Raw genomic sequence first — 13,783 nt, 5'->3', positions numbered from 1 at the left:
CGCCAGGCGCGGTGCGGTTCCGTGCCGCCATCCGACATTGCTACCTGTCGCTTGGGTTGCCGAACTTCGCATCGCGTTTCCTCGAATATCGATCGATGCGCGGCAGCTTGTCGGCAAAGTCGACCCAAGGCAGCCTGAGGTCCCAATAGGCATGGGCCTGTGGCCGCAGCCCTTCGGGTTTGTCGAAGAATCCGATCGTCAGATAAAGCTCGTCCGGCAGCCCTTCGTCGCTATAGCCTATCGAACTCCCGCAGTCGGGACAGAAAGTGCGGATAACACCCGGCGTCTTGGAAAAGGCCTTTGGCGCCCCCCTCAAAAGATTGAATTGGCTCGGCCGATACCCGACCCAGACGGTGAGTGGACTGCCGATGGCCCGTCGGCAATCGTCATCGTGATCGTAGCATATCCAGAAAGGCTCACCGTCCATGGTGGCGGCGATCGCCCCGCAAAAGCAGGCCCCGGTTTCAACGCGCGGCATCCGGCACTCCAAGACTAGAACGTGTCCGGCGGCCCCCGACGGAACCGCCGTTGCTAAACTTTCACGCTCCTCTCGCGGTTCCGTTGCGCCGGTTTTGGACGTATCCAGCGGCAGGCAAGCGCGGTTCCCATATTGCCTTGTGGTCCGGCCTTCACCATCTAGGCAAAATGTCGCCGCTCAAACCGAAAACAGCCGGCCGTGTGGCCCAGCACGATCTCTTCGGTGCCGCTCAGGATGATCTGCCGGAGGGTTTCGCCTACCAGACCGGACTGATCACGCCACAGGACGAAATCGAACTCGTCCATCATCTAGAGGCACTGCCCTTCAAGGCTTTCGACTTCCATGGCCATCTGGCAAACCGGCGTGTCGTCGGTTTTGGCCTTCGCTACGATTATGACCGGCGCGAGGTGGTCGAGGCACCGCCGATACCTGATTTTCTGCTGCCCTTGCGCGAAAAGGTCGCGGCTTTTGCGCGCCGGCCGGCCGAAACCTTCGCGCAGGTCTTGATCAACGAGTACCGGCCCGGCGCCGGTATCGGCTGGCACCGCGACAAGCCGCATTTCGAGGATGTCGCGGGCGTTTCGCTGCTGGCGCCCTGCGATTTTCGCCTTCGGCGCAAGAATGGGTCTAAATGGGAGCGTCGGACCATCACTGTCGAGCCGAGATCGGCCTATCTCATGACGGGGCCGTCGCGGTCGCAATGGGAGCACAGCATCCCGCCGCTTGCCGAGCACCGCTACTCGATTACCTTGAGGACATTGCGGCCTCGCAATCCCTGAGCATGCGCAGAGGTTTGCACGGGAAGTTCCGCATCATCTCGCCATAGTGCTCAACCCGACCCGCGTGCAGCGGGGCGGGTTGAACGATCCTGTGCTCTAACTCTTTGTTTTTACGCAATTCCGAACGGAAAACCGCTACGCACTTTTCCCTGGAATTGCCCTAGGTCAGCACCAGCACGATTTTGTATGTATCCGGATCGACGATGACGATCCGGCCGTCGGCGAGAACGAAATACTCGTACGCCTCGTAGGCCGGAACGATCTTGACGATGCGAGCCGGCAAGCGATGCAGCCTGACCTTGTGCCGCGGAACTTCGATGCCGACGGAGACGTCGAAGTCGACGTTCGTGACCGGCTCGACCTTGGTTTCCCTGATCACATGAGTGATCTGGGTCTTCTGTTCAACCGTCACATTGTTGATGGAAGCGGTCGAGGTCTTGTCCTGCGTGGAGGCCTTGCCTTGGGCCTGCTGATCGGTCTGGACCTTTGTCTTGTCCTGAGCCTGCTGATCCGTGGTGGTGCCGGCCTTGCCCTGTGCCTGCTGATCGGTCTGGACCTTTGTCTTGTCCTGAGCCTGCTGATCCGTTGTGGTGCCGGCCTTACCCTGTGCCTGCTGGTCGGTCTGGACCTTGGTTTTGTCCTGGGCCTGCTGGTCGGTCTTGGTGCCAGCCTTGCCCTGCGCCTGCTGGTCCGTCTGGATCTTCGTCTTGCCCTGGGCCTGCTGGTCCGTGGTGGTGCCGGCCTTGCCCTGGGCCTGCTCGTCCGTCTTGGCCTTGGCCTTGCCCTGTGCCTGCTCCTCTGTCTTGGCCTTGGTCTTGTCCTGAACCTGCTGATCAGTCTGGGACTTGGTGCCCTGTGCCTGCTCCTTCATCTTCGAGCCCTTCTGGCAGTTGGTCGTGCCGGAAGCGCAATTTGTGTCCGCTCCTGATTGGCTATCGGCGGGCTGCTGCGTCTGAGCCATCGCCGTCCCGCAGCCTAGCCCGACCGCCAGCATGCTGGTAATGAGAACATGTTTCATAGGAAATCTCCTTCGGAGAGTTCGTCCCTTCAAGGGGTAAAACTTCGGCCAAAAAAGATTGTTCCGAACTGGCTGCGTTAATGCAACCACTCCCGATTGGGTCCCGAGATCGATCTTAACGGTCTTACTTCACGCCGATGCCGGCGGTGAGGCCGCCATCTATCTTGTAGTCGGCGCCTGTGCAGAAGCCGGCCTTCGACGAGCACAGGAAAGCGATGAGTTCCGCCACTTCCTCCGGTTCCCCGATGCGGCCGAGCGGATGGGCCGCGCCGAAGCGCCTGTAGGCCTCTTCCACGTCGGCATCGCTGCCGCCGTCGCCACGCGCGGCCTTTTCGAGGATCGGTGTGCGGATCGAGCCCGGGCTGACCGAATTGACCCTTATGCCGGACGCGGCATAGTCGAGTGCCAGCGAACGCGTCAGCGTATGAATGGCGCCCTTGGTCGTGGCATAGGCGGCAACGTTCTGCTGACAGGCGAAGCCCTGCACCGAAGCGACGTTGACGATGGCGCCGCCGCCACGCTTGATCATTTCCGGGATGCCGAAATGGGCGGTCAGATAGATCGAGCCGACATTGACCGTCATAGCCCGGTTCCACGTTTCCCAGTCGGTTGTCGTCGCCGTTCCGTAGGGATGCACCGCCGCCGAATTGACGATGACGTCTATGCCGCCGAATTTCGCCACGCCGGCCACGACCGCGTCGCGAACCTGCTCGGAAACGGAGACGTCAACCGTTTGCACCAGCGCATCGGCTCCGGACTTGGCGAGGCTTTCCTGCATGGCGGCGTTGGCCGCGCTGTCGATCCCGCAGGCGACGATCGCGGCGCCCCCAGCCGCCAGGCGTTTGGCGGCTGCCAGGCCGATACCGGTCGTTCCTGTCACCAATGCCACCTTGCCGTCAAAATCCTTCATCGCGGAAGCTCCTTCATTGCTATCGAAACCGGCTCTTAGTTTGACACTCATCGTGGTCAAACAATAGGTTGCCGGTCTCTCGCAGAAAGGAAGTGGCAATGGAACAGTGTTGGCGTTGGTACGGTCCCGATGATCCGGTGACACTTGAACATGTCAAACAGGCTGGCGCCACCGGCGTGGTTTCAGCGCTTCACCATATCTATGATGGCAGGGCCTGGCCTGAGGCCGATGTGCTCGAACGCAAGCGCATCATCGAGGCGGCTGGGTTGACCTGGTCGGTCGTCGAGAGCATTCCGGTTCACAATTCCTTCAAGATCGGCGCGCCGGAGCGCGAGCGCTATGCCGGCTATTATCGCGACAGCATCCGCGCTCTCGCGAAGGCCGGCATCCAGACGATCTGCTATAATTTCATGCCTGTGGTCGACTGGACTCGCACCGACCTGGCCTACCGGCTGCCGACGACCGGTTATGCCTTGCGCTTCGACGCCATCGACTTCGCTGCCTATGATCTCTTTGTCTTGCAGCGCAAGAACGGCGCGGCAAGCTATACGCCGTCACGTATTGCCCAGGCCGAGGAGCGCCTGAAGGCGCTGACACCGGAGCAGATCGGCCAGATCGAGCGCAATCTGATCGCCGGCCTGCCGGCTACGGAGCGTAGCTATAACAGGGACAGTTTCCGCGAGGCGCTGGCGGAATACGACGCGATTGGGCCTAAGGAACTGCGCGACAATCTTGCCTGGTTCCTGCGCGAGATCATCCCGGCGGCCGAAGAGGCGGGTGTGCGTATGTGCATCCACCCCGACGATCCGCCCTTCTCGCTTTATGGCCTGCCGCGCGACGTTTCGACGGCCGAGGATGCGCGTTTCATCCTCGAGACGGTCGACAGCCCGGCCAATGGTTTGACGTTCTGCACCGGCTCCTACGGTACGCGCGCCGACAACGACATTGTCGCCATGGTCAAGGAATTCGCCGACCGCATCCATTTCGTCCATCTGCGCAACATCACCATCGAGGAGGACGGTTCGTTCTACGAGGCCGAGCATCTCGAGGGCGGCACGGACATGGCGCATGTCATCCTCGCTTTGATGCAGGAAGAGAAGCGCCGTCGCGGAGAAGGCCGAGCCGACTGGCAAATTCCGATGCGGCCCGATCATGGCCATCTGCTTGCCGACGACATCGGCAAGAAGAAGATCAACCCCGGCTATTCGCTCATCGGCCGGCTGAAAGGCCTCGCGGAGCTGCGCGGCATCATGCGTGCGGTGGAGCGGTTCGGGCTGGCCTGAAGCCATCGGGCGGCAAGCTAACGTTTGCGATCTTCCGCCGGAATGTCGCGACAGGTCTGAGCGAGCGCTTCGCTTCGTCCGGCATCCGCGTGCCCTAGCCAGCTGATTGTCGATGAAGCCGGGGCTGCCCTGCGACGAGAAGTGGCCTCGACGGGTGGTCAACAATTTCATCGAGCTGGCACGCAAATTTTCGAGGCCGGTCGTGTAGTGCTCGTCGTCGCACTTCATGCTTGGCCAGTGTCCGATGAAAGCGGGCGACTTTCGCGCCACTGGGACCAGCCATCGGCGTGGGGCACCCTTATGAAAAAGGACAGTCCTTTGACGATCTTCCCTTTCACCGAAGCCAGTCCGATCCAGTTCCAGGCGCCGCTGCCGAAGACGTCGGATGTGGTCATTGTCGGCGGTGGCATCATCGGCGTGACCGCGGCCTTGTTCCTGGCCCGTCGCAACATACCGGTGACCTTGCTGGAGAAGGGACGCATCGCCGCGGAGCAGTCCTCGCGCAACTGGGGCTGGATTCGCCAGCAGGGCCGCGACGCGGACGAATTGCCCATCGTCATCGAAGCGCAGCGTCTCTGGCGCCAACTGGCCGAGGAGTGCGGCGAGGACATAGGCTTGACGCAGACGGGCGTGACCTATCTTGCGCGGACCGACAAGGAGATGGCCGGTTTCGCCAAGTTCCTGAAGATCGCCGAGGCCCATGGCGTCGACACGCGCCTCCTCGACCAGGGCGAGACCGCCAAGCTGATCCCGGCCATGTCGCGCCCCTTCAAGGGCGCCATGACCACGCCGTCGGACATGCGTGCCGAGCCTTGGGTCGCCGTGCCGGCGCTTGCCCGCCTGGCCGCTCGCCAGGGTGTCACAATCATCGAGAACTGTGCGGCACGCATGCTCGACATCTCAGCAGGGCGCATCAGCGGTGTCTGGACCGAACGAGGCCGCATCGCCACCTCGAACGTGCTTGTCGCCAGCGGCGCCTGGACGTCGCTGTTCCTGCGCGCGCATGGCGTCTCGATCCCGCAGCTCAGTGTCCGCACGACCGTCGCGGCGACCGCGCCTATGCCAGAAATCCATGCTGGCGCTGCCGCGGACGAACGCATCGCCTTCCGGCGTAGAAAGGACGGCGGGTACACGCTCGCGGCGGGAGGCAGCCACCTGCTCTATGTCGGGCCGGATGCATTGCGTCACGCACCGAAATACCTGCCTGCCCTGAAGGCAAATCCTTTCGGCACGCGCTACCTGCCGGCGGCGCCGCGTGCATATCCGGACAGCTGGTCCACCCCGCGCAAATGGGATGCCGACAAGGAAAGCCCGTTCGAACGCATACGCGTTCTCAATCCTGCCCCGGAACCCAGGGCCCTTCGCGCCATCGATCATGGGTTCAAGGCGCTTTTTCCGCAATTCGAGGCGGTGCCGCTCAGGGCAAGCTGGGCCGGCATGATCGATGCGATGCCGGATGTCGTGCCTGTGGTCGATCGCGCCGCAACGGTCGATGGCCTCGTCATCGCCACTGGGATGAGCGGCCATGGCTTCGGCATAGGGCCCGGCATGGGCCGCGTCCTGTCCGACTTGATCCAGGGCAACGAGACTGGGCACAACCTTCACAGGTTCCGTCAATCCCGGTTCAGCGACGGCAGCCCTATCCGGATGGGACCATCGCTTTAGGCGAAATTGCCCTGACGCCGGTTGGGGCGGCAGGTCAGGTCGGGCGACCTGATTGTGAGCTTTCGGGAAGTTGTACATTCGGATCGGACCATCCCCATCACGCGAGCGCCGCGCTGATGGCGAGAAGCGCGGCTTGCCGACCTGCGTAATGGTCGCGGCGTCACGTCCGCACCGGCTGAGAGGCCTCCGTCTGGTGCGCGGGCAGCGCCGCCGCCAGCCGGTCCGCCCATTCCTCGATACCGGACCGTGTCGACAACAAGTCCTGCCTGATCTCGACAAGGACGGCGGGGATGCCGCGATCATCGCCATGGATGGGTACGGCGTAGTCGGCATCGCGGCTGATCACATAGGGTACGTTGGCCGCGACATCGAGTGCCGCGTCGGTGCGCAGGCCCGAAAGGATCGCCGCGGCGAGATCGGCTGCATGACCATGCAGCACACCCGCATGCCAAGGCCTGGCGACACCCAGGAACACCGGCGTGAAGGAATGGATCGTCACGATCCGCGTCGGCCGGCCCTCGGCCACACGGCGATCGAGGTGCGCGGCCACACGCTCATGGAACGGCGAAAACATGATTTCCGCGCGCCGGTCTCGTTCCGTTCTGTCGACGCCGGCATTGCCGGGAATGTCAGTGTCTTCCGACAGCACCGGAATGCTGCCCGTGCTGCCCAGTGGCCGGTTGAGATCGATCAGCAGTCGGGAATAGCCGCTGAGAAAGGCCGCAGCATCGAGCCGGGCCGATAACAGGCGCGTGACCTCCGCAGCGCCGATGTCCCAAGCGATGTGGCGCTGCAGATGGCTGGCATCGAGCCCGAGCCGGCGGTACTCCGCCGGCATATGGTTGGACGCATGCTCGCACAGCAGCACGATCTCGCAACGGCCATGCTCGTTGAGCACCTCGACGGCTTCGGGCCAATCTTCTTGGGGGCGCGAGCTTTTTTCGGCCTGCGCAGTCATCAATAAAGCGTCCGGTAGAGATCGCAGATGGCAGCTGGATCAAGGCCTGCCAGGCGCTCGGCTTCATGCTGCTTCAACCCGACGAAGGTCTCGATGAAGATCGGGGCGAACCATCCCGTAACGGTCTTGTCGGCCAGGAGCGCATCCAGTGCCGCCGGCAAGGTCTCGGGAAGCCGCACCAGACCGAGTTCCGCCCGTTCCGTCTCGCTCATCAGCGTCGGGTCGCCAGTGACCAGCGGCGGTGATGGCAAGTCCGCCTTCAGCCCCTCCAGCCCGGCGCGGATGATCGCCGCCAGCGACAGATAGGGATTGCCGGTTGCGTCGGCCGCCCGATACTCGACATTGTACTGCCGTGCCGGATCGCGTCCGCCGATCGTTACCGTCGGACAAATGCGGAGCGACGCCTCGCGGTCGCGGTCGGCGAGCCAGGTGTAGGACGAACTCCAACTGTGCGGCTTAAGGCGATAGAAGGACGACACGCTCGACGCCGTCATGGCGGTCATCGCGGGCAGATGGCGCAGCACGCCGGCGCAGAAGGCGCCAGCCTTGGCGGACAGGCCGCCGGGACGCGCCGGATCGTAAGTTGCCGGCTTGCCGGCTTCGTCGACGAAGCTGAAATGGATGTGCACGCCGTTGCCGACGGCATCCGGGGCGACCTTGGGCGCGAAGCTCGCGCGCCAGCCGGCATTGCGTGCCACTTCGCGCGTGATTTCGCGGATGGCGACGGCGCGATCTGCTGCCGTGAGCGCATCGGCCGGCTCGTGCGTCACTTCGAATTGCTCACTGCCGAATTCGGCGATGACCACTTCGGGGCCGACACCTGCCTCTTCGAGTGCCGCCATCAGATTGGGGGCGAACGGGTCGGTGCGGCGCAGGGCGGCAAAGGACATCGAATGTGCCGGCGCGAAGCTGCCGCCGGCAATGTTGAATTCGTGCTCGAAGGCGGCGATGACGGAAAGGCCGGTGGCCGCCTTCAATTCCGCCAGCGCATCCCGGAGCATGGTCCGCGTGCAGCCAAGCCACGGGCTGCCATCGAGCTCGACGATGTCGCCGGCCACCATGTCGAAGGGCGTCGCCGATCCCGTCCGCTCGGTGCGGAAGCGCGCCTTGAGATCCGGGATCAGCCGAAGGTCACCGGACGAACCCCAGGGATTGGGATCGACGATCGAATTGAACGGCGTCATCGACAGATTGGCCTGCAGCCAGCCGACCCCTGTCGCGGCGGTCTTTTGCAATCTACTTTCGACCACGAAGCGGCCCCGCGTAATGGCGGAGAGATCCGTGGTGACGACGGCGACGAGAGGCTCGACGGCAGATGTCATGCCTTTTTTCCCAGAGCGTTGAAGCGGTCGACGACGGTGTCGGTGTCCGTGACCCAGCAATAGCCGCCAAAGGCCTTCAGCGCGATGTCGTGGCGCTCCTGGGTAATGGTGGCGCAGGCATCCGATACGCAGGTGACGAGATAGCCGCGGTCGGCGCCGTCGCGCACTGTCATGTCGACGCACTGGTCGGTCAGCACGCCGACCACGACGAGATAGCGGATGCCAAGGTTTTTCAGCAGGTAGTCGACATTGGTCGAGTTGAAGATGCCCGACGAGGTTTTCGGCAGCATGATCTCGTCGCCGACCGGCCCCAGCGATGGCACTGGCAGGCCTTCGGGGAGGCTGGGCGCAACATGGATCGGTGTCAGCTTGTGGTCGAGCGAGCGGTCGCGGCCGTCTTCGGTCAGGCTCTGGATGATGGTGTGCAGCACTTCGACGCCATTGGCCCTCGCCGCCGCCAGCAGGCGCTCCTGGTTGGGGATCGTCTGCGAGCATGTCTGCCGGTAGAAATAATGATCGGGTCCGCGTTCTGGATGCGAAGGATCGGCACCCGGCTCCAGCCAGATGCGTTGCATGTCGACCAGCAGCAGCGCTGTCTCGCCGGTACGAAAAGCTTCGTCTCGCTTGGGTAGGGCTTGGGTCATGCCTTCTCGTCCTGCTTTGCTGCTTTGGGTCCAGGTATCTTGCGCGGTCCTGATGTCTTGCGCATGCCGCTCCCTTCCGCATCGCTGTCGAGCGTCACCGCATTGGCGTGCCGCACTTTCTCGATCCTCTCGATGCGAGCCCGAGCGTCGTCGCCCAGCGTCGAAACGATCTGGGCCGTCAGCGCCTCCATCTGTGCGATCGCCGGCGCCAGCGTGTCATAGGGCGAGGCGACTTCGAGCGGGCTGACGATCGTGACTTCGGCAAGGTCCGATATCGGCGACAGCCATTGGTCGGTGAACAGAAGAATGCGTACATCGAGCGCGGCGGCTTGGCGCGTATAGGCCATCACGTCCAACTGGTAGCGGCGATAGTCGAAGACGACGAGCACGTCGCGACGGCCGAGGTCGGCCAGCGTGTCGAACGCCTGCGGAGAGAGCACGCCGAGATCGCGGACCCCGGTGCGGAACTGCACGAGATATCCAGCCAGCATCCCGGCGATGTGGCGGCTGAACCGGCCGCCGACCAGCAAGATTTCGCCCTTGGCCTCCATCAAAAGGCGGGCGGCACGCTCGTAGGTCTGGACCGGTGCCGCCGCGGTGGCTTTCTGCAGGGCCGTGGTAACGGAATCGAGATAGGCAAGCACCGCGCTGTCGCTGGAACCGCTTTGCCGCTTGGTCTCCATCATCAACAGCGGCGAATGCAGCCTGGCCTCGACCTCGGCGAGCAGCTTTGCCTGAAAGTCCGGGAACCCTTCATAGCCGAGCTTGACGACCAGCCGGACAACGGTGGGATCGCTGACGCCGGCGCGTCGCGCAAGCGACGATGCGGTACCGAGGCCCGAGGTCGGATAGTCCGTCAGCAGCAGCCTGACGATCTTCTCTTCCGACGGCGTCAGCGCCAGATCCCCGCGCATCAGAACATCGCGTATCGCCATAGGCCTCCCCTGAAATATATGCTGTGTCGAGTCTATTTCAGATATTTTAATTATGGTCAATAATGAAGAGGTATTGACATACTTTCCGAGACTGCCGACGATGATGAAGGCGTACAACCCGCATCGCCAGGGCTGACTAGTGTACCGGCAAGGAACAAATGATACCCAATCTCAACATCGTGCCGTTCGTCAGCGTCGACAATATGATGAAGCTCGTGCTCAGGATCGGCGTCGAGCGGTTCCTGGTTGAGCTCGCCGGCTATATCGAGGACGACTTCCGCCGCTGGGAGCTGTTCGACAAGACCCCGCGCGTCGCTTCGCACAGCGCCGAGGGCGTTATCGAGCTGATGCCGACCAGCGACGGCGAGGTCTATGGTTTCAAATATGTCAATGGTCATCCCAAGAACATGCGCGAGGGCCGCCAGACCGTGACTGCCTTCGGCATGCTGGCCGACGTCCACAACGGCTATCCCGTGTTGCTGTCCGAGATGACCATTCTGACCGCACTGCGCACGGCGGCCATGTCGGCCCTTGCCGCGAGGCACTTGGCGCCGGCCGAGTCCTGCTGCATGGCGCTGATAGGCAACGGCGCCCAGGCTGAGTTCCAGGCGCTGGCCTTCAAGGCACTGCTCGGCGTCGACAGGCTGCGGCTTTACGACATCGACCGTTCGGCAACAAAGAAATGCATTCGCAATCTCGCCGGCCTCGGCTTCGACATGACGGCCTGCACGAGCGCGCAGGAAGCGGTTGAGGGTGCGGACATCATCACCACCGTCACCGCCGACAAGCAGTATGCCACCATACTGACCGACAACATGGTCGGCTCGGGCGTGCATATCAACGCGGTTGGCGGCGACTGCCCCGGCAAGACCGAACTGCACCGCGACATCCTGCTGCGCTCCGACATTTTCGTCGAATTCCCGCCGCAGACCCGCATCGAAGGCGAGATCCAGCAGCTCGCGCCGGATCATCGGGTGACCGAGCTGTGGCAGGTGGTCACCGGCGCCGTTGAGGGCCGGCGCGACGCCGGCCAGATCACGCTGTTCGATTCGGTGGGCTTCGCCATCGAGGACTTTTCGGCATTGCGCTATGTCAGGGATCAACTGAGATCGACCGGCCTCTACCAGGAGCTCGACATGCTCGCCGACCCCGACGAGCCACGCGACCTGTTCGGCATGCTGCTCAGGGCAGCCCAATAGCGTGGAGGTCGCGCGCCTGCTGGCGGTCCGTATCGGCCGGAATGATCGCGGTCATTGTCAGCTTGCCGGCGCGCGCGCAAAAATTGTTCATCGCGGCGGCCTCGAAGGGCCGATCGTTTCTTTCTTGGCAATCTCGAGTCGATGAGACTTGCAGGCATTGCTGGCGGGTGTGCCCGCCGAAAAGTGCACGCCTGTCCAACAGTCCTGGTTTGCGGACGGTAACATCCGCACAAAGCCGGGAAAGGAGCCTGATATGCCCAGAATAGTACCCGTGCTCGACTTGAGCCGCTTTGAACAAGGCGCGTCGGAATGCCGGACATTTCTGGCGGATCTGCGTTCCGCGTCGCGCGACATCGGCTTTTTCTACCTGGCCGGACATGGCATTTCGTGGGCGGAAATCAGTGAAGTGCTCACCGCGTCGCGCCGCTTCTTTGCCTTGGCCGAGGCCGACAAGCTCGCGATCGAAATGGTCAAATCCTCGCAGTTCCGTGGCTATACCCGCGCCGGCGGCGAGCTGACCAAGGGCAAGGCCGATTGGCGCGAACAGCTCGACATCGGCGTCGAGCGTCAGCCCATAGCGCAAGGGCCAGGAATTCCCGCCTGGACGCGGCTGCAGGGGCCGAACCAGTGGCCCGCTGCGTTGCCGGAACTCAAACCCGCCCTGCTGGCATGGCAGGCCAAGGCAACAGCAGTGGCCATCAGGCTGTTGAAAGCCTTCGCGCTGTCGCTCGATCAACCCGAGGACGCTTTCGACCCGATCTACCGCGAGCAGCCAAACCACCGCATGAAAATCGTGCGCTATCCCGGCCGAGAGGCGACCGGCGATGACCAGGGTGTCGGCGCGCACAAGGATGGCGGTTTCCTGACGCTGTTGCTTCAGGATGACAATAAGGGGCTGCAGGTCGACTATGACGGAAGCTGGGTGGATGTGGACCCCATTCCCGGTACGCTCGTCGTCAACATCGGCGAACTGCTCGAACTGGCCTCAAACGGCTATTTGCGGGCGACCGTGCATCGTGTCGTGACGCCGGCGGCCGGCATTGAACGCATTTCGGTGCCGTTCTTCTTCAGCGCCAGACTCGATGCGACGATACCGCTGCTTAGCCTTTCCGAGGATCTGGCGGCGCAGGCGCGCGGGCCGGCCAGCGATCCGGACAATCCGCTGTTTCGCGATGTCGGAACCAATGTGCTGAAAAGCCGGCTGCGCTCGCATCCCGACGTCGCTCGGCGCCACTATGTGGATCTGCTCGAGCCGGAAAGCCGGGCCGGCTGAGTCTTGGACGAGAAAGAACGGGATTTTTGCCATCCCGACCGATTCTTAGAAAATCATTCGTCGTATTCGTCGGGGAATCGGCTCAAAAAGGAAAAACCGTTCGGTGTTTTCCTCCCATTTCACCGAGCGGTGTTCCCCTCTGAAGGTTATGACCTTCTTTTTTGGCCGGGCCGTTTGGCGCCCGGCCATTTTTCTTTTCGCCCTGCGTGTTGCCGGTGCGGCGCCGATCCGGCAGAGTTCAACACGCGCCGGCCATTGCGATCACTGGAAGAGGAGAGGATCTCATGACATCCAACGTCGCCGTGATTGCCGGAGCGGGCTCCGGATTGAGCGCCTCGCTCGCGCGTCTTCTCGCCAGGGAAGGGTTCCATGTCGTCCTGGCCGCCCGAAACATCGAGAAGCTCGATGCATTGCAAGCGCAAACCGGCGCGCAAGCCGTGGCGACGGATGTCTCGGATCCGGCATCGGTCGAGCATCTGTTCGATATCGCGGACAAGGCTGGCCCGCTTTCCCTCGTGATTTTCAACGCCGGTGGCCGCGCTCGCGGTCCAATAGCCGAACTCGATCCCGAGGCTGTCCGACAGGCTTTGCTGGTCGGGGCCTATGGCGGGTTCCTGGTAGCTCAGCAAGCGGCCCGCCGGCTGATCGCTCAAGGGGCGGGGTCGATCCTCTTCACCGGAGCGACAGCAAGTGTGAAGGGGTTCGCCGGCTCCGCCGGCTTTGCGATGCCCAAATTCGGATTGCGCGGGCTGGCGCAATCCATGGCCCGTGAACTGGCGCCCAAGAACATCCACGTTGCGCATTTCATCATCGACGGCGCCATTGCTTCGGCCGCTTCCGGACAGGAGCCTGGGCCGCAGGATCGCCGGCTGTCTCCGGATGCGATCGCAGAGGCCTATCTCGCCATCCACCGCCAGCACCGCAGCGCCTGGACCTGGGAAATGGAACTCAGGCCGTGGGTCGAAAATTTCTGACTGGATCAGCGATCCATGCGACTTTTGCATGGCTCGTCTGCACGGGCCTTGAGGAGAGTCGACATCGGATGAGGATGTCACTATATAGCGGCGGCTTCGCGGGCTCACGCCTTGAAGCGCAACGTCATAGGCGGCTGTAGCGACAGCCAGTGAGATTAAGAAACGGACTGGAAGCCGTAAAAGGTAGAAGCAATTGCTCGGAGCGGGAAGACCCCGCCAACGGTACAGTCCTTCAGAATCAGAAAATGTTCTTCACCCCTCGATTTCCTTCGGCTCTGTGGACCCTGGACGGCTTCGGCTTGCCGGCTGGCCGCGACTCGGCTCGAATGGGAACATGCATCCTTC

13 protein-coding genes are annotated in these 13,783 nt (G+C 62.7%); 6 read left to right on the top strand and 7 right to left on the bottom strand.

The genetic code is table 11. From position 1 onward, the window contains the following. Window positions 1-40: 40 nt before the first annotated feature. Complete coding sequence (locus FJ950_RS00295; RefSeq protein WP_015316473.1) at window positions 41-478, bottom strand: GFA family protein; 438 nt, start codon at window positions 476-478, stop codon at window positions 41-43. A 167-nt stretch (window positions 479-645) separates the two neighbouring features. Here FJ950_RS00295 and FJ950_RS00290 point away from each other — a divergent pair, with 167 nt between their 5' ends. Continuing rightward, on the top strand, window positions 646-1,257 hold the full coding sequence (locus FJ950_RS00290; RefSeq protein ID WP_015316474.1) for an alpha-ketoglutarate-dependent dioxygenase AlkB: 612 nt from the start codon (window positions 646-648) through the stop codon (window positions 1,255-1,257). A gap of 160 nt (window positions 1,258-1,417) precedes the next feature. On the opposite strand, the gene FJ950_RS00285 is transcribed toward FJ950_RS00290, so the two are convergent. Both FJ950_RS00285 and FJ950_RS00280 read right to left on the bottom strand, forming a co-directional pair. After that, entirely contained in the window at window positions 1,418-2,275 is an 858-nt protein-coding gene (locus FJ950_RS00285) for a DUF1236 domain-containing protein (RefSeq protein WP_140614594.1), read from the bottom strand. Between the two features lie 124 nt (window positions 2,276-2,399). Next, on the bottom strand, window positions 2,400-3,185 hold the full coding sequence (locus tag FJ950_RS00280; protein WP_140614593.1) for an SDR family oxidoreductase: 786 nt from the start codon (window positions 3,183-3,185) through the stop codon (window positions 2,400-2,402). 98 nt (window positions 3,186-3,283) lie between these two features. Between FJ950_RS00280 and uxuA the strand changes: the two genes are divergently transcribed. Together uxuA and FJ950_RS00270 are read left to right on the top strand one after the other, a co-directional pair. Continuing rightward, on the top strand, window positions 3,284-4,468 hold the full coding sequence (uxuA, locus tag FJ950_RS00275) for a mannonate dehydratase (RefSeq protein ID WP_140614592.1): 1,185 nt from the start codon (window positions 3,284-3,286) through the stop codon (window positions 4,466-4,468). A 318-nt stretch (window positions 4,469-4,786) separates the two neighbouring features. Further along, the gene (locus tag FJ950_RS00270; protein WP_140614591.1) at window positions 4,787-6,133 is read left to right on the top strand and encodes an FAD-binding oxidoreductase; all 1,347 of its coding nucleotides are present in this window, start codon (window positions 4,787-4,789) and stop codon (window positions 6,131-6,133) included. Between the two features lie 160 nt (window positions 6,134-6,293). Here FJ950_RS00270 and FJ950_RS00265 read toward each other — a convergent pair whose 3' ends face one another. The 4 genes from FJ950_RS00265 to FJ950_RS00250 are packed head-to-tail and all read right to left on the bottom strand — an operon-like array spanning window position 6,294 to window position 9,992. Beyond that, window positions 6,294-7,091 carry an N-formylglutamate amidohydrolase gene (locus FJ950_RS00265; RefSeq protein WP_140614590.1) on the bottom strand — a complete coding sequence of 266 codons (798 nt, stop codon included), beginning with the start codon at window positions 7,089-7,091 and terminating at the stop codon, window positions 6,294-6,296. Further along, window positions 7,091-8,413 (bottom strand): glutamine synthetase, encoded by a 1,323-nt coding sequence (locus FJ950_RS00260; protein WP_015316480.1) that lies wholly within the window; start codon window positions 8,411-8,413, stop codon window positions 7,091-7,093. Before FJ950_RS00260 ends, FJ950_RS00265 begins: the two co-directional genes overlap by 1 nt. Beyond that, window positions 8,410-9,057 (bottom strand): isochorismatase family cysteine hydrolase, encoded by a 648-nt coding sequence (locus FJ950_RS00255; protein ID WP_015316481.1) that lies wholly within the window; start codon window positions 9,055-9,057, stop codon window positions 8,410-8,412. Before FJ950_RS00255 ends, FJ950_RS00260 begins: the two co-directional genes overlap by 4 nt. Continuing rightward, complete coding sequence (locus tag FJ950_RS00250; protein ID WP_140614589.1) at window positions 9,054-9,992, bottom strand: MurR/RpiR family transcriptional regulator; 939 nt, start codon at window positions 9,990-9,992, stop codon at window positions 9,054-9,056. The genes FJ950_RS00255 and FJ950_RS00250 overlap by 4 nt, the downstream gene beginning before the upstream one ends. A gap of 158 nt (window positions 9,993-10,150) precedes the next feature. Between FJ950_RS00250 and FJ950_RS00245 the strand changes: the two genes are divergently transcribed. From FJ950_RS00245 to FJ950_RS00235, 3 genes are all read left to right on the top strand, one after another. Further along, window positions 10,151-11,191: an ornithine cyclodeaminase gene (locus tag FJ950_RS00245; protein WP_140614588.1), complete on the top strand. Its 1,041-nt coding sequence runs from the start codon at window positions 10,151-10,153 to the stop codon at window positions 11,189-11,191. A gap of 253 nt (window positions 11,192-11,444) precedes the next feature. Beyond that, a complete protein-coding gene (locus FJ950_RS00240; RefSeq protein ID WP_140614587.1) occupies window positions 11,445-12,464 on the top strand; it encodes an isopenicillin N synthase family oxygenase in 1,020 nt (339 codons plus the stop codon). 284 nt (window positions 12,465-12,748) lie between these two features. After that, the gene (locus tag FJ950_RS00235) at window positions 12,749-13,438 is read left to right on the top strand and encodes an SDR family NAD(P)-dependent oxidoreductase (protein WP_140614586.1); all 690 of its coding nucleotides are present in this window, start codon (window positions 12,749-12,751) and stop codon (window positions 13,436-13,438) included. The last annotated feature ends 345 nt before the right edge of the window (window positions 13,439-13,783 follow it).

This window comes from Mesorhizobium sp. B2-3-14 (assembly GCF_006442175.1).
GTDB classification, from domain to species: Bacteria; Pseudomonadota; Alphaproteobacteria; order Rhizobiales; family Rhizobiaceae; genus Mesorhizobium; species Mesorhizobium australicum.
This window is presented reverse-complemented; position numbering and strand designations above follow the sequence as displayed.